A 16,627-nucleotide genomic window follows, 5' to 3' on the forward strand; every position below is an offset into this window, starting at 1 on the left:
CCTTCAGCGGCGAGCGCGCTGCAGGCTTCCCCTCCTGCAGAACAAAACACGCACGTGCTTCTACGATTCTAGCGTGAACGGTGTGACTGTTGCGAACAGAAGTTAAAAAAAGTACCCCTCGTTTTCATATCAACCTCGCTGAGCACGGTAAAGTCCGACAGCCGAGCCAGCTTGGATTGTCTGTGCAGGGGTATCTATTACCCTAACTCCCCCGAACGCTTCGCACACGCGGCCGTTGCCCGGTAGACCATGCCTCGGAAACCAGACTCTTCAAATTCGCGAATCGCGGCCGTCGTGGCACCACCTGGGGAGGACACATTAGCGCGCAGATGTGCAGGATCTGCGCCCGTCTCACGCAACATGGCCGCCGCACCATCCAGGGCGGTAATACTCAACTCTTGGGCAGCATCGCGGCTTAGACCTAAGGCCACTCCCGCGTCGATCATGGATTCAATCATGAGAAAGAAATAGGCCGGTGAGGATCCACTCATGGCGGTGACAGCGTCGATATCCTGTTCAAGCACTAAGCGCACTCGACCCGTCGCAGAAATGAGTTTTACCACCTCGTTTAGTTGCTCCTGCTCGACAAAGCGCCCCGGAGCCAAGGCAATCATGCCCTTGTTAACCAGCATCGGGGTATTAGGCATTGCGCGGACTACCGGTGCTCCGGCGGACAGAACCTCCTCGATAGCCGCGCAGCTGACCCCAGCCGCCATCGACACCACGGTGGTGGCGTCATTATTGGAGATCACATCAGAGATCTCGTCGGCAATATTCAGGAGCACTTTGGGTTTGACGCACAAAAATGCGACATCTACCCCGTCGACGGCAGCGGCTGGTTCGTCAAACGGGACAATGCCGTATGTTTCAAGCAGAAAGGTTCCCCGCTCCTCCCGCCTATTCGATACGTGAATATCCTTGGGGTTCGTGCCACCCTCGATCAGCCCCGCAATAAGAGCTTCGCCTATTTTTCCGCCACCAACTACTGCTACAGATGTCATGGTTCTACCATGCCAAAAATTTGAAGCAAATGCACTTAAGAAAAACCCCGCCTCTTATCTCAGGCGGGGATGGAAACTTAGAAGCCAACGACTAATAACGGCCCAAAGGTAATGACCAGGCCAACCACGGCTGCCAGCGCCATGGAGAAGATATCGTGTGAGGTGCGCAGTATCTTCACTACCACTACCAGACCTGCGGTTGCGCCGAGCGCAAGTGCCCCGACAACGCTCTTGCTGAAATGACCCCACAGATATTCGAAACCTGCAAAGACGCTGAAGCCAATAATGCTTCCCACAACGACCATGAGGATCACAGAGAGCACCGAGATAGAACGGGTCTCTTCCTCAACGGGAGCCGCTTCCTCTTCTTCAAAGACTGGGGTGGGCTGGCCTTCGACATCATAGCCAGTAGCCGGAGGCTTTTTCTCAGTGAGATCAGCAACCGCCACCTGCTTCTCCTGTGCCGGAAAACCAGAGGTGGTCAGGCGCACGGGTTCATCCTCGCGTACCACCGAGAGGACCACCGTTTCATCTGCGCTATCTGCCTCGTCCTCGGTGTTGACACTGGTATTAACGTTGTCAACAATAACCTCTGGCTCCGTCGACGGTGGGGTTGAGGTAACGTCCTCTGCGACTACCGTGACGGGGGTGTCTTCAGGATCAGGATCGAGGGGTTCCGATGAGTGTTTTGCTTCGGCGGGTTTTGCCTCCACCTTAGGGATGCTGCCGGTTAGTTCGGCGACAGAGACGCCGCCTTCGTCGAGGCTGCGGCGGCGGCGCCGGCGGGTGGGCTCGGCAGCCTCTTCCTTGCCGGCCCTGGCTAGGAGCTCAGCAACTGTAAGCTGTTTCTCACTCATCTTTCATTACCTTCCCAAGTATTCTCGGCTCTAGGTATCTGGGTAGCATAATCCTATAGCCATCTCTAGGTTATTCAACGCGTTATCATGAGCTTGTGCAAGTATAGCCCTAGTTGAGAAACTCTCAGAGGATTATATATTCACAAGAATTTTATCAGCCATAGCCCACCCGTATCGCATATTTTCCCCCGATGCGTCTAGGATATGCGGGTGTGAACGAGCATACGCGGATTAATCTGGGCTTCCCCCGAACCAGTCCAGCCGGGCGAAGTATCCTCTCGGGGGCGGAATTAGCACCGGATTTTCCCCGTTTATGGTGGCAATTTACCGACCCTGAGGATCCCCTCCATATTCTTGACATTGACCTCACATGGCTCGAATCGCATTATCGCTGTGCCTTCGGGACCTCCCGCTGTCACGGAATCTTAAGCGATGCTCCATCCGTGGGCTGCTGCAATCACGGTGCCTTCCTCGCGGATGAGGATGATCGCGTAGCGCTTTTCGACGCTGTTTCTCAGATGCCTGCCCGCTACTGGCAATTGCGCCCTGATACCACCGATGATGTCATTGATGATGTTCATCATCGCCCCGAGCTTATAGAGCCGTGGTTGGAGTGGGATGAATTAGAAAATGAGGAGGGCGAGAACGAGCCCGCTTTAAAAACAGCGATTATTGATGGAGCATGCATATTTGCCAATCGTCCTGGGTGGGCCTCTGGGACTGGATGCGCCTTGCACCAGTGGGCCAGTGCAACCGGTCGAGATCTCACTGTGGTGAAGCCAGAAGTGTGTTGGCAACTTCCCCTGCGCGGAATTGATGCTTACGAGCAGCGGAGTGACGGGCAGGAAATTCTGCGCACCACCATTACTGAGTACACCAGGCGCGGATGGGGCAATGGTGGTGAGGATTTCGATTGGTATTGCACGACCGCACCTGGTTGCCATGAGAATACCCAACCGCTGTGGCGTAGTTGCCGAGAAGAATTATTGGCTTTGCTTGGCACTGCCTGCTTCGATATTCTCGAAAATCATCTCATCATGCGGGAAAATGCCCGCCTGGAGGCTGAGAAAACCATGTCACCAGAGCTGGTAGAAAGGCTTTTCTATACCCATCCCGCTACTCTTAGGGCTCGAAGCGATAACCCACGCCTCTCACGGTCATAAGGTGAATTGGGTTGCTGGGATCCTTTTCTATCTTGCTTCGAAGCCGCTTGATATGGACGTCGAGAGTCTTAGTCGCTCCCGCATAGTCAGCGCCCCACACTCGCTCAATAAGCAAACCCCTGGTGAGAACGTTACCTGGATTGCACATAAAATATTCGAGAAGCTCGCATTCTTTGGGGGCTAAGGATTGTCTCAAGCCGTCCACTACAATAGAGCGGGTATCAGTATCGAGGATAAGCCTGCTCGTGCCACGCTCTACCTGATCACCACGATCTTCGCTGCGATCTATGCTGCGATCTACGCTGCGATCTGGACCGCGACGCAGCACTGCTTTAATGCGTGCTACTAATTCTTTGGCAGAAAAAGGTTTGGTAACATAATCATCTGCCCCCACCTCGAAGCCGCGGATTTTATCCTCTTCGGAATCTTTTGCCGTCACCATTATGACGGGTACGGAACTCATTTCTCGCAATTCTTTACACACTGCCACCCCAGACATCCCGGGCAGCATGAGATCGAGAAGCACGATATCTATTGCTTGAGTATCACATTCCACCAACGCACTTGGACCATTGGCAGCGTGGATGACCTGATACCCCTCCTTTTCCAGGAGAAAAATCAAGGGGCTTGCTAAGGCCATTTCGTCCTCAACCAAAAGAACTGTAGTCATTATTGCTCACCGCCTCTACATTCACCTGGAGGAAAGCTCAAAATAAAGGTTGAACCCCTATTCTCTGCAGACTCCACACGTATCTGAGCGTGATGGATATGGGCAATATGCTTAACAATAGCCAGCCCCAGTCCCGTGCCACCCGTCGCCCTGGAACGGGCCACATCGACGCGAAAGAATCGTTCGAAAACACGCTCATGATAGCGTTGCGCAATCCCAATACCTTGATCGCGCACCACAATATCTATTCCCTCATTATTCGAGATGGTACTCACCCATACCGTGGAGCCAGCAGGGGAATAGTGGATAGCATTGGAGATGAGATTAGATAGCGCTGTGGCCAGAAGGCTGGCGTCACAGTAAAGTTTCAGCCCTGGTGCAGTTTCGCTGTTGAGAGAGATGTGGGCATTATCGGCGGCCAATTGGTTGCGCATGAGGGCTAAGGAGATAATCTCATCGAGTGGTTCAAGCTGCATATTGTCTCCCGGACGTGCACTTTGAAGCTGGGAGAGAGCAATGAGTTCGGAGATCATCTCCCCGAGTCGGTGTGCCTCTGCGTAGAGCTGTTGGCTGAAATTTTCTGCCTGTTCCGGCTCGTCAAGGCTATGGCGTAGCGCCTCAGCTAATAAAGCAATACTGCCTACTGGGGTTTTCAATTCGTGGGTAATATTGGCTACCACATCGCGGCGGGCTGCTTCGAGTCGATGATGTTTGGAATCATCGTAGGCGTATATCGCGGTAGCGTTCCCAAGGTCAGAGCGCTCAATATGGAGAATCTTTTCAGCTAGCTGAATGGTGGAACTCCCCTGTCGTCCTATACCCAGCGTATCCAACCCCAACTGACGCGCGAGGTTATTGGCAAAGATGAGGTGGTCATCGGAATCGATAATGAGCAGACCGATGGGGGCTCGCTCTAAGATATCGTGATCATTGGCCACCACACGCTGCGGTGGTGGATTGAAAAAAGCGCGGGCTAAGGCCATCAAGGCCACGCCCGCGCCGAAAGCAAGGAGGAGTTCCATGCCGTACTATCCTCGTGCTTTCAAGGGAGTATTATTTGCCGCCCTGAGCAGCAACGGCAGCAGCACCAGCCGCAGCTGCCTCAGGATCGAGGTAGGTGCCGCCTGGGTTCAGCACGGTGCCTTCAGCATCAAGCTCGTAGACCAGTGGGATACCGGTTGGAATATTGAGACCAGCAATATCATCATCGGAGATATGGTCGAGGTGCTTGACCAAGGCCCGCAGGGAGTTACCGTGCGCAGCAATGAGAACGGTTTCACCCTTCTTCACGCGAGGCAAAATCTCTTCCTCGAAATAAGGAACAAAGCGAGCAACAACGTCCTTGAGGCACTCGGTACGGGGCACTTCATCCAGGTGTGCGTAGCGAGGATCGTGTGCTTGGGAGAACTCGCTATTATCATCGAGTGCTGGTGGTGGGGTGTCATAGGAGCGACGCCACGCCATGAATTGCTCTTCGCCGTACTTTTCCTTGGTCTCAGCCTTATTGAGGCCCTGCAGTGCACCGTAGTGGCGCTCGTTGAGGCGCCAATCGCGCACAACGGGGATCCACAGGCGGTCGCTGGCGTCGAGAGCAATTTGTGCGGTGCGAATAGCACGACGCTGCAAGGAGGTATACAGCACGTCGGGGAGGATATTCTGATCCTTCATGAGCTCGCCGCCGCGCTTTGCTTCGGCCTCGCCTTGAGGGGTCAAGTTGACATCAACCCAGCCCGTGAATTGGTTGGACGCATTCCACTCGCTCTGTCCGTGACGGAGGAGTACTAGTTTTCCATTAGCCATAGCTCTTAGTGTGCCATTAAATGGGCGCAAAGTCAGCTCGAAAAACCAACATGTCGGGCAAATGTGGACTTTTTAACACTTTTACACGATCCCCTAGGAGGGTCCTGAGAGCAGCTCAGCAGAGGTCTCGTAGGTGCGGAAGAAGGAAGCTTGGTGTCCACATATTTCTCGTATGGCATAAGTGCTCTATGATCAAAAACCGCAATCACAAACGGGTGAGAAAGGTTAGAACGTGAAGAAGTCTATCGTGGCCTTAGGCTTAGCCGCCTCTTTGCTCGGCCACGTGCCTGTGGCTCATGCACTGGTGGGTGGAGTAGAAGTCAGTTCCGATGATCCCATTGCTCAGGCAGTCGTTCAGGTTGGGGTATGTACTGGCACGATTATTCATCCGCATTGGGTACTCACCGCGCGCCATTGTGCTCACTCCAGCACGGTTCATCACGGGCTCAACCGGCCATTCAAGGATGACCCCCAGGCCAGGCAGTACCTCGTGGATTCGGCTACGGTTCCAGAATTTGGCGATATTGCGCTTCTGCACATTAGTGAGAATATGGCGGTACCTACCTACCCTGGGCTTTATCCCAAACAAGCCCAGTTCCGCGATCTAGGTATCACCTATGGCTGGGGCGGCGGTACCCTCCACCGGCTCAAAAAAGCTGATATCGCTGTTAAGAGGCTACGCATGGATCCTGCTGGTTTTGGTGGTTCGACCATCGAAGTGCAGTATTTAAATGATGCCTCGCCGCGCCGCGGCGATTCCGGGGGTCCATTGGTGATCGATGGCGCCGTTGCTGGGGTAACCTCGTCAAGTTTTAAGGCGAGCGCCGGCTTCGCGGATTATGCGGAACTTCATCCCCACTTGAAGTGGGTGGAAGACATAATAAAGTCTCACGAAGGTCCTGATAGTGTCCCGCAGACCGAGGATCCTTATGCACCTCACTCTACGGCCCCGTCTGCCCACCCTACGGTTCCGACCACCCACCCTGAGATCCCAACGGCGCCACCAAAAAAACCGACTACTCAGCCCAATACTCCAACTACGCAGCCCAAGCCCCCTAGCTCTCCGCAACCGAAAGCCCCCAGCACACCTGGTATGATCGCCGGCATCATTGCTGGAATCTTGGGGGTACTGGGAGTGATTTTTGGGATTGTGCGCGGACTTTTTCGGCTACCCTAACACTGCCTGGCGCAAAATATCCATAGGGATTGAGCCTTCGGATAGCGCCTTCGCGTGAAACTCCGGAGCGCTCATTCCCGCTGTAGCGGCATCAGCTCGCAGCTCTTGCCATAGGCGCTGCCCCAGTGCGTAGCTGGGCGCTTGGCCTGCCCAGCCGAGGTAGCGGTGTATCTCGAAATCGAGGGCTGATTCCGCCATCGCTACATGACGGCGTAAGAAGGCGCGCGCATAATCATAATCCCACACGCCTCCGTCGGGGTTCTTTTTCTCAAGGTGCACCCCGATATCGAGGACGACGCGAGCTGCGCGCAGACGTTGGGCATCAAGATAGCCCATGCGGTAACCCGGATCGTCGAAATATCCTAGTTCTGCCATTAGTGACTCTGCATACAGGGCCCATCCTTCACCGTGTCCGGAATTCCAGCAGGCGATCCGGCGCCACAGGTTCAAGCGGTCCTGAGCCAGAAGGGCCGTTCCCAACTGCAGGTGGTGCCCTGGAACGCCCTCATGGTACACAGTGGTTAATTCCTGCCATGTATGGAAAGTGTCCTCGCCTTCAGGGACCGACCACCACATCCGACCAGGGCGAGAGAAGTCGGCGGAGGGCTGGGTGTAGAAGATACCCCCCGTGCCAGCTGGGTCAATGCAGGCCTCGATAGTACGCATTAGTTGCGGGATCTCGAAGTGGATGCCAGCTAGATCATTCACGGCAGCGTCGGCTACCCGTTGCATCCACTGCTGCAGGGCCGGAACACCGCGGAGAGTATAGCGATCCTCACGGTCTAGGCGCTCAAAACAGGTGGCGATATCCATATCGGGCCCATAGAGTTCCGCAGCACACGCGTGTTGTTGGGCGATGATGTCCTTGAGCTGCTCGTTTCCCCATTCATAGGCTTCGTCGAGATCAACACGAGCACCGACGAAGAGGTGGCTTAAGAGTTCATAGCGCTCCCTACCGAAGGCATCTGTATGCGGAGCTTGGGGCAACAAATCGTCCTTTAACCACTGCCGCAGAAATGCGAAAGCTTCATAGGCTTTGTTGATATCCTTCTCCGGCCCAAAACCGTTGAAGGTGTCAGCGCTAATCAATGTATCGATTTCAGCGATAACCTTGTGGATTTGACGCTGGGCTGCAACCATTTTGCGATCAGCAGCAAGAGCGAGTGATTGGCGATAGCCTTCAAGCGCTTGGGGAACTTTGCGCAGCCTATCGGCTCGGCCGGTCTCGCCCATTTGCACGAGGGTATCGCGGATATCTTGGATGGGGGAAGCAATATTATTGAGATCTCTTAGGTCCTCGCCCTGCTCAGACATGGCCACTTCTACCCCTAGTCGGTCACGCATGGTGGCCTTGGCTATAGGATCGCCGTCGAGGTGATCCAGCTCGGCCAGCATGCGGGCGGTGCGCTGATATACCTGCTCGTGGTAGTCGGGGCTGTAGTCCTGCAGTTGGTCCTCATAGCCATCAAGTCCCCAGGCACTAGCTAGGGTAGGGATGAGGGCCGCCATATCGTGAACATAGCGATCGGCAGCGAGATCAAGGGGAGTTGAATGCGTCATATCAACAAGTTTAACCCACCTAGTGTATTGGTCGTACACAATGAAAAGGAGTGGATGACTTTCCCGGTGGCGCCTCCCTCACCTGCACGAGTGACGGTGTTACCATGAGGCAGCATTGACCAACTCTTGACCCCGAGGATGCCCCATGTCCCGTTTGCGACGCACCCTTCTTGGTGGTCTGTTGCTTGCGCTGAGTCTCAATACCGGGGTCGCTTATGCCCAGCCTGAGTTAACTAGTTCTTCACCTCGTGGTGAATCTCCGCTTGTGGCCTTAAATCGCGCATTCCTAGAGGCCTTCGAATATCTCAGCGGCGTGGTGCCCATCAGCGTGGAGAAGATCGCCCTGGAACAAGCAGAGGATGCCCCCTACTCCTTCGACTATCTGATATCTGTTCGCAATAACACCCCCTTCACACAGCCCTTCACCCTCGTGGATACTCCCGCTATAAGCCCAGGACTCATGCTCGAGCGGGTACAGCTTCTAGAACCCACAGCAGTTGATCTTCTCGCCACAGAAGAGGGTTATATAGTCGATAGCGGTGATCTTGCACCCTTGTCTAATCGCACTTACCGCATTCGCCTCACTAGCCGGCTTGATTCGCCTGTGAATCAGCTTGAGTGCGGAGCTAAAAATCACGTGGTCCTCACAGTTGGTTTTGGTGTTGAGCTAAGCGCCACTGCGTGCCAGGATATCCCCGAGCCTTACAGTGTGGGGGAGCAGATATATCTCGATGGTGTCGCCTCAGGTTTAGGCGAAGACCATATTTTCTTTGTGGATAACCGCTTCGGTCTCTCCCCCTTTGAGTTCCGCCCCCCTGCCGAGCTCAGCGTGGCTTATCTGGAGGTTTCCTCGTCGGGTGTAGGTTTTTTAAGTGGGCGCTTTGAGAGCGCGCAACTCCCACTGAGCATTCCCGCAGGTCAATCTGCAACAATTCGGGTACATACTGAACCTTTAGCGGCTGCTCCCACCATTGATATTATTGTACGCAATGAAAATGGCGAGGAGATTGGCGGCGCGTTCTTCGATCTCTACCGCTGTTCCCCTGATTACCAGTTGATCCCCGGTACTCAACCATTGCATCTCTTTCCGCTCACCACATCTCCTCTTGCCCCAGAGATCACCTCCGCTAGCTTGGTAAGTGGCCAGTCCTACTGCCTGATCATGACTCAGGAACCCCCAGGGTATGACGTTGATCAGACCAATTGGGGTTTTTCTATTCCGAGCGAAATATCCACCATCGAAATTCCAGCGCGCACAGCCGAAACTCAGACTAAGTCATCCCCTGGCCGCCTCCCCAATACTGGCGGCCAGGGAATTCTTCCGATCATTGCCGTAGGCTTCATCGTGCTCCGAGCCGGGTGGAGACGCCTTTAGAGGATATGCTTACCCCAGCGTAGGACATTCATTAAGAACCCTGCATACCGTTCTCGATCTACCCCTTGAGGCCCAGAGATGGGGAAAAATCGCTGCTCAGCAATGGTGCGAGCCTCGGTATATTTCAATAGCCCGTCATCAGCGTGCCGACGCCCTGTTCCCGACGCTTTCCATCCACCCATGGGAGCATCCACCGAACCAAAGGCAGCAGCAAAACCTTCATTAATATTGACCGTTCCAGACTCTAATTGGCCGGCGATACGCCATCCCGTGCGACTACGAGCAAAGACCGCCGAATTCAATCCGTACTGGGTATCGTTGGCTTTTTTAATGGCAGTCTCTTCATCTGCTACGACCTCGATAGCGATAACCGGGCCGAAGACCTCTTCGCGATATAGCCGCGCACTGTCTGTGACTCCGGTGAGCACAATAGGATCTAGATATGCTGGCCCTAGGTCATCGCGCGGACCACCGTGCAATAAGGTGGCACCATGACTGAGCGCGTCATCTAAGTACTCCATCACATGCGTGCGATGCTCCGCAGATATCAAAGAACCCATATCTTCTTCCCAGCCGCCACCGCCAATGCGCATTTCTTTGACTTTCTTCACAAGTGCGGGAATAAAAGTATCAGCTATATCTTGGTGGACATAGACCCGCTCGATACTGATGCACAACTGACCGGAATTAGAAAAGGCCGCCTCAATGGTGCCGCGGACCGCGCGCGACAGATCGGCATCGGGACTAATAATGAGGGGATTTTTGCCCCCTAATTCGGCCGAAAAACCAATAAGGCGCTCCCCCGCGATCGCCCCGAGGCTACGCCCGGTCTGAGTGGAACCGGTAAACATAAGATAATCAGCGACGCGAGCTATCCGATCGCCCACAATACGCCCAGGCCCAGGAAGGATCTGGTAAAGATCTGGATCTAGGCCTGCGTCAACGAGGAGACGAGCCGCGTAGATAGCGGTCAGCGGGGTTTGGGAGTCTGGTTTTAAAATAACCGCATTACCAGCAAGTAAGGCGGGGATGGCGTCAGAGATCGTGAGGGTAAGTGGGTAATTCCACGGTGAGATAATACCTACGACACCAATGGGTGCATGATCGACGCGAGTTTTGGTCACCATAGGTAAAGCCCCTTGCGCCGCATGCCGCCGCAACAGATACGGGGCTCTTTTGGCATAGTGACGGGCGGTCACCGCAACATCGAGAATTTCATCGAAGGCACTGCGTCGATTCTTTCCCGTCTCCTGTTGGATGAGATCCAATAACTCATTGTGATTGCGCAAAATCAAATCATGCAGGCGCATCATAATGGCTGCGCGCTCTTTCACAGGAACCTGAGCCCACTTGACTTGTGCGTGCTGGGCGACGGCGTATGCGCGGTCGACTGCCTGGGCGTCTAATTCACTGACCTGACCGACGCATTCGCCAGTACGAGGATCTCTCACTTCTAAAGGTGTCATATCTCCTAGCATAGCTCGCTATAGATTCCCGCCAATACCTCGGCCGATTGATCCCAAGAGAATTTTTGAGCATGGATGTGGGCGCGCCGAGCCATCGTGATGCGCAAAGAATCATCATCTAACAGCGTGGCGAGCGCGGTAGCAAAATCAGCCGGATTATGCCCCTCCACGAGGATTCCCGTTTCCCGGTCGCTGACCGTAATGGGCAAGCCGCCCACCTTGGACGCCACCACTGGAGTACCCGAGGCCTGAGCCTCCATGGCAACTAAGCCAAAGGATTCGTTATAGCTCGGCACCGCTACGATATCGGCTGCACGGTAAATACTCACTAATTCTTGCGGCGGCCGTGGCCTGAAAAACCGCACTCGGTGGGCAATGCCACGATCAGCAACCATCGCGTGATACTGCGTCATACTTGCCGCGGCCCCCGAGGCCCCACCGCACAACACGAGATAGAGATCGCGGTGCGGATCGGCATGAATAAGTTTGGCAATCGCCTCAATGAGTACATGGGGCCCCTTGAATTCTTGAAGCCTACCCACAAATGCAACCACTTTGGCATAGAGCGGAATTCCTAACTCCCGGCGCGCCTTCTCAGTATTCCGATCCTCTCCCGGAGTGAAAAGAGTGGTGTCCACGCCTGGGGTCATCACCCTGATCTTGGCCTCGTCGGCGTCGTAGTGGTACACCAAATCCTTCGTCTCTGCAGCAGTATTGACCACCAGGAGATCTGCGTGGTCAACCAATTGCTGCTCACAGATCCGGCGCGCTTCTGACTCAGGAGTATCGGTGAGGGCGCGATCGTGGTTCTTTACCGCGGCTAGGGTATGGGCGGTGTGGACTAAGGGGATGCCAAAGACCTCGCGCAGCAACCATCCAACTTGTCCGGACAGCCAGTAGTGGGAATGGATAAGGTCATAGGAATGATGCTCGCGAATAAAACGCACGATGCCGCTACTAAAGGCCGCTAATTGCGTCGCCATTTCTTCTTTAGCCAGCCCTTCATAGGGGCCAGCTGCGATATTGATCACCCGGAGGCCTGGTGCCACTGTTACGATCTCGCCTTCGCTAGGCCTTATGGCGCGGGTGAATATATCCACGTCAACCCCGCGTTGAGCGAGATTCATCGCGGTATTGAGGATATAAACATTCATCCCCCCGGCATCTCCAATTCCTGGTTGTAGCAGGGGGGAGGTGTGCATAGAAATCATGGCGACGCGCATGACCGTCAAGTGTAGTATCTGTTGACCGCGTTGGGCTTATGGTTTTATATGAAGATTTGGAAGGGAAATAAAATCTGGCGCGTATATGAGGAAAGCGTCATGTTTTATTGTAGAGTGGGGAAAGCAATTATTTCACGACACGGTCACCCGTGCCCCACGAAAGAAGAGGACACTTTCTATGTCTGCTCTCGAAAGCAAGGCCTGGCTGCAGTATTACGGAGACTGGACCCCCCACACTCTGGACTACGAAAACTCGACGCTCGTCGATGTCTATGACAACAGCATTGCTGTTAACGCTGATAAAAATGCGACCAATTTTTTTGGTCGCCGCGAAACTTATGGCGATTTGGATAAACAGGTGCGCTCCGCTGCCGCCGGGCTGCGAGCCCTAGGCGTGCGCGCCGGAGACCGCGTTGCTATCGCACTACCAAACTGCCCGCAACACGTAGCCGCCTATTTTGCGGTTTTAAAACTAGGCGCCACGGTCGTTGAGCATAATCCGTTGTATACTGCGCGCGAACTAGAGCAGCCCTTTAAAAACCACGGCGCTCGAGTCGCAATCGTGTGGGATAAGGTGTGTTCAACCCTGGAGAAGTTGCGCCGTACGACCCCGCTGGAGACTATTGTCTCTGTCAATATGATCCACGCGATGCCTACGCTGCAGCGCTATGCTCTCAAACTCCCCATTCCAGCGATCATTAAAAAGCGCGATCAACTCCATGCCTATGCCCCTAATACCATTCCTTGGAGTGTGCTCACTGGCACTGCGCTCGGCGGCAATGGCGAGGATGTCTTCGATAACGTAGAGGTTACTAAGGAATCAGTAGCTGTGATCCTTTATACCTCTGGCACCACCGGGGCCCCGAAGGGCGCGCAGCTGACCCACGGCAATCTCTTTGCCAACCTTTTACAAGGTAAAGCATGGGTACCAGGCCTAGGCGATCAAGAAGAGCGTCTCCTCGCTGCACTGCCCTTCTTCCATGCTTATGGGCTCACCGTTATCTTGAACCTCTCCGTTTATGTTGGTGGTGAGCTCCTCCTTTTACCTGCACCGCAAATACCGCTGGTGATGCAGATGATTAAGAAGGTTAAGCCCACGTGGGTTCCGGGTGTACCGACCTTGTATCAGAAAATTGCCGAAGCGGCGGAGGCCGAGGGAATCTCCATTTCGGGAGTGCGCAATTCCTTCTCGGGCGCATCCTCCCTGCCGGTGAGTACCGTGGAACAGTGGGAGAAGCTCACTGGTGGTTTGCTCGTTGAGGGGTACGGTCTCACCGAGACCTCACCTGTTTTGGTAGGTAACCCAATGAATCCGAATCGTCGCCCTGGCTATGTTGGGATTCCCATGCCGGATACCGAAGTTCGCATCGCGAACCCCGATAACCTCGACGAAACGATGCCCGATGGTACCGAAGGTGAAGTCCTGGCCCGCGGCCCTCAGGTTTTCGCTGGCTACTTAAATAACGAAGAAGCCACCGCTGAAAGCTTCCATAAAGATTGGTATCGCACCGGTGACGTGGGAATTATGGAAGAAGACGGCTTTATTCGTCTGGTGGCTCGTATCAAGGAAGTTATTATTACGGGCGGTTTTAATGTCTACCCCGCGGAGGTTGAAGAGGCCTTGGCGGAGCACCCCGACGTCACGGATTGCGCCGTTGTGGGGCTACCGCGTGACGACGGCTCCGAATCAGTTGTTGCCGCCATCACCCTCGCCCCCGGCGCCATCTTGGATCCGGAGGGGTTGAAATCCTTCTGCCGCGAGCGCCTCACCCGCTATAAGGTGCCCCGCTCCTTCTACCACTTTGAGGAACTTGCCCGCGACCCGCTCGGCAAAATCAGGCGCCGCGAGGTGCGCGATGCACTCCTCGAGCGCAATAGCTAAATCCCCACCCAAATCGGCTCGGGCTCGAGAATGACCCCAAAGGTCTCCTCGACCCCAGCCTGAATATCGCGGGCGAGGGCCACAATATCAGCGGCCTTCGCATCACCGCGATTAGTTAAGGCCAAAGTATGTTTATCCGATAACCGTGCCGGGCCTGTACCTGGATATCCTTTAGAAAAGCCCGCTCGCTCAATAAGCCACGCCGCAGAAAGTTTATAATGTGTGTCCCCGTGGGGAAAGCACGGCATTGCCTGAGCTTCATCCCCTAAAACCTGGCGTACTACGCGTAGTTGCTGCTCGTCGACAATGGGGTTGGTGAAAAAAGAACCCGCTGACCAGGTATCAAAATCCTTTTCGTTGTAAACCATCCCTTTGCGCGCGCGCAAGGTCAGCACCGCAGAACGCACCAGGTGAGCTGGGCGGCGCGGCTCCTCCTCGCTTTCCTCGATCCCCAATTGGCGAGCCAATTCCCCAAAGCGCACCGGCGCGGAAAGACCATCGGTACGCAGCTGCACAGTAATGGCTAAAACAACGGCTCGGGATGTGAACTTCAAATTAGAATAGCGATAGCTCAGCTCTAAGCTTTCTGCGCTCACCCACTCCCTAATGCCTGTTATACGGTCATAGAGCTCTACCCCGCTCAGGATATCGGCGATTTCTACCCCGTAGGCTCCCACATTTTGCACCGGAGTGGCGCCGGTAGAACCAGGGACTCCGGAGAGACACTCCAGACCACCCAAGCCGGCGGCGATACTCTTGGCCACCACGTCATCGAAGCAGGCGCCGGCCTCAGCATAGAGCTGACCGGTCTCTTTATCGATCCGAACCGTATCACTTTCTACTACCACGGCCACGATTGGTAATTCTCCATCGGCGACGACCAGATTGCTACCGCCGCCAACGATGAGGAAGGGAATGTGGTGGGCGTCGAGAAGCGATACCACGGCCACCACTGAGTCAGAAGTTTGGCAACTGATAGTAGCGCGGGGGCGACCCCCTATATGCAAGGTGGTGAGATCCGCGAAGCTGCGCTGATCAAGCGCAACGCCATCGATGCGGGATAGAGATTCGAGGGTGTCAGAAGGCATACTCACCCTTTAAAGGGTAGTCTTATTGCCATGACAACGCGTAGTGAAAACACTGTAACTATCAATCACGGCGCCGAGAAGGTTCACAAAGCCTATACCAACGCCGATTACTGGGCTCATATTGCAGCCCACCTCTCCCCCGAAGCTGGCGAGGTCCACGAATTCCGTGCCACCGAGTCTGGCGCCGAAATCACCCTCTACGAGGTGCTACCTCTAGAGATTCTCCCTGAGGCCGTGCGTGCGATGATTTCTCAGGCACTCAAGGTTAAGCGTGTGGTCACTGTTGGTGCCCTCAATGCCGCCAACTCTCACCTCGATTACACTGCCGACGTTAAGGGGACGCCGGTAGACTTCCGCGGCACCATTAACCTCAGTGGCGAGGGCGAGATCACCACGCTGAGCTACGCCAATGAAGTGGATGTGAATATTCCTTTTATGGGACCTGCTATTGAACCTAAAGTCGCTGAGGCACTCGCGGAACTTTTCAATAACGAGGCTAAGCTGACCGAGGAATGGATTTCAGCTCATCTTTAAAATCTTTGTAAGTCATGGCATATCACGGGCATAATAAGCGCGCTGATTTCACGACTTCCAAGCCCATCGGCGTTATTACGCGCGGCACCACCGGATTCAACCGGCTGCGCAAATCCGACCGATGGGCTTTTCATCAGCCCGCTATTCGCGCTGCATGCCATCTGACCGATTCCCCCTTAGCTATCGATATTGGGTATGGGGCCAGCCATACGACCACCTGCGAGTGGGCCCGCTGGCTGCGCACAGTTAATCCCGCAATGCGAGTCATTGGGCTAGAAATCGACCCGGCGCGTGTATTACCCCCACGCGATGGCGTGCAATTCGAACAGGGCGGATTTGAATTAGCCGGGCACCGCCCGCAGCTAGCGCGCGCTTTTAATGTGTTGCGGCAATATGATGTGAATCAGGTCCATGCAGCTTGGGATACGGTACTCAGTCGGATCGATCCTCAGGGTTATTTTATCGAGGGTACCTGCGATGAGATAGGCAGATTGGCAACATGGGTGCTGCTCTCGCCACAGGGGCCCCAATCGTTGACTCTAGCGTGGAACCCATGGAGTTTAGATACCCCCTCGGGTATCGCTGAGCGCCTGCCTAAGGTTTTAATCCACCGCAATACCCCTGGCAATAAGATCCATTCACTGCTTAGCGCAGCGGATCGAGCGTGGGATCTAGCGAGTGGTTTCGCCCCCTTCGGGCCTCGAGTGCGTTGGTTTGAAGCTTCCAAGATTTTGCGCTCAGAGAACCCAGAGTTTCAGGTGCCTCGGCCTCGGATGCGCCGGGATAATATCTTATCGGTGCCGTGGCATGTGGTTGAGTAGTGATGGGGTG

The 16,627-nt window shown here is 54.7% G+C and carries 15 protein-coding genes; 6 read left to right on the forward strand and 9 right to left on the reverse strand.

The annotated features are described in order from the left end of the window. Positions 1-197: 197 nt before the first annotated feature. Both proC and NXT01_RS03855 read right to left on the reverse strand, forming a co-directional pair. Positions 198-1,001: a pyrroline-5-carboxylate reductase gene (gene proC, locus NXT01_RS03850; RefSeq protein ID WP_259077603.1), complete on the reverse strand. Its 804-nt coding sequence runs from the start codon at positions 999-1,001 to the stop codon at positions 198-200. A 77-nt stretch (positions 1,002-1,078) separates the two neighbouring features. Next, positions 1,079-1,858 carry a hypothetical protein gene (locus NXT01_RS03855; protein WP_259077606.1) on the reverse strand — a complete coding sequence of 260 codons (780 nt, stop codon included), beginning with the start codon at positions 1,856-1,858 and terminating at the stop codon, positions 1,079-1,081. Between the two features lie 212 nt (positions 1,859-2,070). On the opposite strand from NXT01_RS03855, the gene NXT01_RS03860 reads away from it, so the two are divergent. Beyond that, the gene (locus NXT01_RS03860; RefSeq protein WP_259077607.1) at positions 2,071-3,021 is read left to right on the forward strand and encodes a hypothetical protein; all 951 of its coding nucleotides are present in this window, start codon (positions 2,071-2,073) and stop codon (positions 3,019-3,021) included. Here the strand turns inward: NXT01_RS03860 and NXT01_RS03865 are convergent. From NXT01_RS03865 to NXT01_RS03875, 3 genes are read right to left on the reverse strand one after another with little or no spacing between them, the layout of a single operon-like run. Continuing rightward, complete coding sequence (locus NXT01_RS03865) at positions 2,981-3,691, reverse strand: response regulator transcription factor (RefSeq protein WP_259077609.1); 711 nt, start codon at positions 3,689-3,691, stop codon at positions 2,981-2,983. The genes NXT01_RS03860 and NXT01_RS03865 overlap by 41 nt on opposite strands. Beyond that, on the reverse strand, positions 3,691-4,713 hold the full coding sequence (locus tag NXT01_RS03870) for a cell wall metabolism sensor histidine kinase WalK (RefSeq protein ID WP_259077611.1): 1,023 nt from the start codon (positions 4,711-4,713) through the stop codon (positions 3,691-3,693). The genes NXT01_RS03865 and NXT01_RS03870 overlap by 1 nt, the downstream gene beginning before the upstream one ends. A 31-nt stretch (positions 4,714-4,744) precedes the next feature. After that, positions 4,745-5,491: a phosphoglyceromutase gene (locus NXT01_RS03875; RefSeq protein WP_259077613.1), complete on the reverse strand. Its 747-nt coding sequence runs from the start codon at positions 5,489-5,491 to the stop codon at positions 4,745-4,747. Between the two features lie 232 nt (positions 5,492-5,723). Between NXT01_RS03875 and NXT01_RS03880 the strand changes: the two genes are divergently transcribed. After that, on the forward strand, positions 5,724-6,668 hold the full coding sequence (locus tag NXT01_RS03880) for a S1 family peptidase (RefSeq protein ID WP_259077616.1): 945 nt from the start codon (positions 5,724-5,726) through the stop codon (positions 6,666-6,668). On the opposite strand, the gene NXT01_RS03885 is transcribed toward NXT01_RS03880, so the two are convergent. After that, positions 6,660-8,228, reverse strand: a complete 1,569-nt coding sequence (locus NXT01_RS03885; protein ID WP_259077618.1) for a DUF885 domain-containing protein — start codon at positions 8,226-8,228, stop codon at positions 6,660-6,662. The genes NXT01_RS03880 and NXT01_RS03885 overlap by 9 nt on opposite strands. 145 nt (positions 8,229-8,373) lie before the next feature. Here NXT01_RS03885 and NXT01_RS03890 point away from each other — a divergent pair, with 145 nt between their 5' ends. Beyond that, entirely contained in the window at positions 8,374-9,603 is a 1,230-nt protein-coding gene (locus NXT01_RS03890; protein ID WP_259077630.1) for a hypothetical protein, read from the forward strand. Here NXT01_RS03890 and NXT01_RS03895 read toward each other — a convergent pair. Continuing rightward, positions 9,600-11,069 (reverse strand): succinic semialdehyde dehydrogenase, encoded by a 1,470-nt coding sequence (locus tag NXT01_RS03895; RefSeq protein WP_259077633.1) that lies wholly within the window; start codon positions 11,067-11,069, stop codon positions 9,600-9,602. The two genes, NXT01_RS03890 and NXT01_RS03895, sit on opposite strands and share 4 nt — an antisense overlap. A gap of 5 nt (positions 11,070-11,074) precedes the next feature. Further along, complete coding sequence (gene mshA, locus NXT01_RS03900) at positions 11,075-12,292, reverse strand: D-inositol-3-phosphate glycosyltransferase (RefSeq protein ID WP_259077635.1); 1,218 nt, start codon at positions 12,290-12,292, stop codon at positions 11,075-11,077. Positions 12,293-12,470: 178 nt separating this feature from the next. Here mshA and NXT01_RS03905 point away from each other — a divergent pair, with 178 nt between their 5' ends. Further along, a complete protein-coding gene (locus tag NXT01_RS03905) occupies positions 12,471-14,174 on the forward strand; it encodes a long-chain-fatty-acid--CoA ligase (protein WP_259077639.1) in 1,704 nt (567 codons plus the stop codon). On the opposite strand, the gene NXT01_RS03910 is transcribed toward NXT01_RS03905, so the two are convergent. Beyond that, entirely contained in the window at positions 14,171-15,262 is a 1,092-nt protein-coding gene (locus NXT01_RS03910; RefSeq protein ID WP_259077813.1) for a UDP-N-acetylmuramate dehydrogenase, read from the reverse strand. The genes NXT01_RS03905 and NXT01_RS03910 overlap by 4 nt on opposite strands. A gap of 30 nt (positions 15,263-15,292) precedes the next feature. On the opposite strand from NXT01_RS03910, the gene NXT01_RS03915 reads away from it, so the two are divergent. Continuing rightward, positions 15,293-15,796 carry a DUF2505 domain-containing protein gene (locus NXT01_RS03915; protein ID WP_259077642.1) on the forward strand — a complete coding sequence of 168 codons (504 nt, stop codon included), beginning with the start codon at positions 15,293-15,295 and terminating at the stop codon, positions 15,794-15,796. A gap of 14 nt (positions 15,797-15,810) precedes the next feature. Further along, positions 15,811-16,617: a class I SAM-dependent methyltransferase gene (locus NXT01_RS03920; protein WP_259077643.1), complete on the forward strand. Its 807-nt coding sequence runs from the start codon at positions 15,811-15,813 to the stop codon at positions 16,615-16,617. Positions 16,618-16,627 lie beyond the last annotated feature (10 nt).

It is taken from the genome of Corynebacterium sp. ES2775-CONJ (genome assembly GCF_024814515.1).
Lineage (GTDB): Bacteria > Actinomycetota > Actinomycetes > Mycobacteriales > Mycobacteriaceae > Corynebacterium.

What these genes read in the sequence shown, in the direction of transcription:
- mshA (WP_259077635.1), bottom strand. Translation starts at nt 12,292, where the DNA reads ATGCGCGTCGCCATGATTTCTATGCACACCTCCCCCCTGCTACAACCA.
- NXT01_RS03875 (WP_259077613.1), bottom strand. Translation starts at nt 5,491, where the DNA reads ATGGCTAATGGAAAACTAGTACTCCTCCGTCACGGACAGAGCGAGTGG.
- NXT01_RS03890 (WP_259077630.1), top strand. Translation starts at nt 8,374, where the DNA reads ATGTCCCGTTTGCGACGCACCCTTCTTGGTGGTCTGTTGCTTGCGCTG.
- NXT01_RS03905 (WP_259077639.1), top strand. Translation starts at nt 12,471, where the DNA reads ATGTCTGCTCTCGAAAGCAAGGCCTGGCTGCAGTATTACGGAGACTGG.
- NXT01_RS03855 (WP_259077606.1), bottom strand. Translation starts at nt 1,858, where the DNA reads ATGAGTGAGAAACAGCTTACAGTTGCTGAGCTCCTAGCCAGGGCCGGC.
- NXT01_RS03885 (WP_259077618.1), bottom strand. Translation starts at nt 8,228, where the DNA reads ATGACGCATTCAACTCCCCTTGATCTCGCTGCCGATCGCTATGTTCAC.
- NXT01_RS03910 (WP_259077813.1), bottom strand. Translation starts at nt 15,262, where the DNA reads ATGCCTTCTGACACCCTCGAATCTCTATCCCGCATCGATGGCGTTGCG.
- NXT01_RS03920 (WP_259077643.1), top strand. Translation starts at nt 15,811, where the DNA reads ATGGCATATCACGGGCATAATAAGCGCGCTGATTTCACGACTTCCAAG.
- NXT01_RS03895 (WP_259077633.1), bottom strand. Translation starts at nt 11,069, where the DNA reads ATGACACCTTTAGAAGTGAGAGATCCTCGTACTGGCGAATGCGTCGGT.
- NXT01_RS03865 (WP_259077609.1), bottom strand. Translation starts at nt 3,691, where the DNA reads ATGACTACAGTTCTTTTGGTTGAGGACGAAATGGCCTTAGCAAGCCCC.
- proC (WP_259077603.1), bottom strand. Translation starts at nt 1,001, where the DNA reads ATGACATCTGTAGCAGTAGTTGGTGGCGGAAAAATAGGCGAAGCTCTT.
- NXT01_RS03870 (WP_259077611.1), bottom strand. Translation starts at nt 4,713, where the DNA reads ATGGAACTCCTCCTTGCTTTCGGCGCGGGCGTGGCCTTGATGGCCTTA.
- NXT01_RS03915 (WP_259077642.1), top strand. Translation starts at nt 15,293, where the DNA reads ATGACAACGCGTAGTGAAAACACTGTAACTATCAATCACGGCGCCGAG.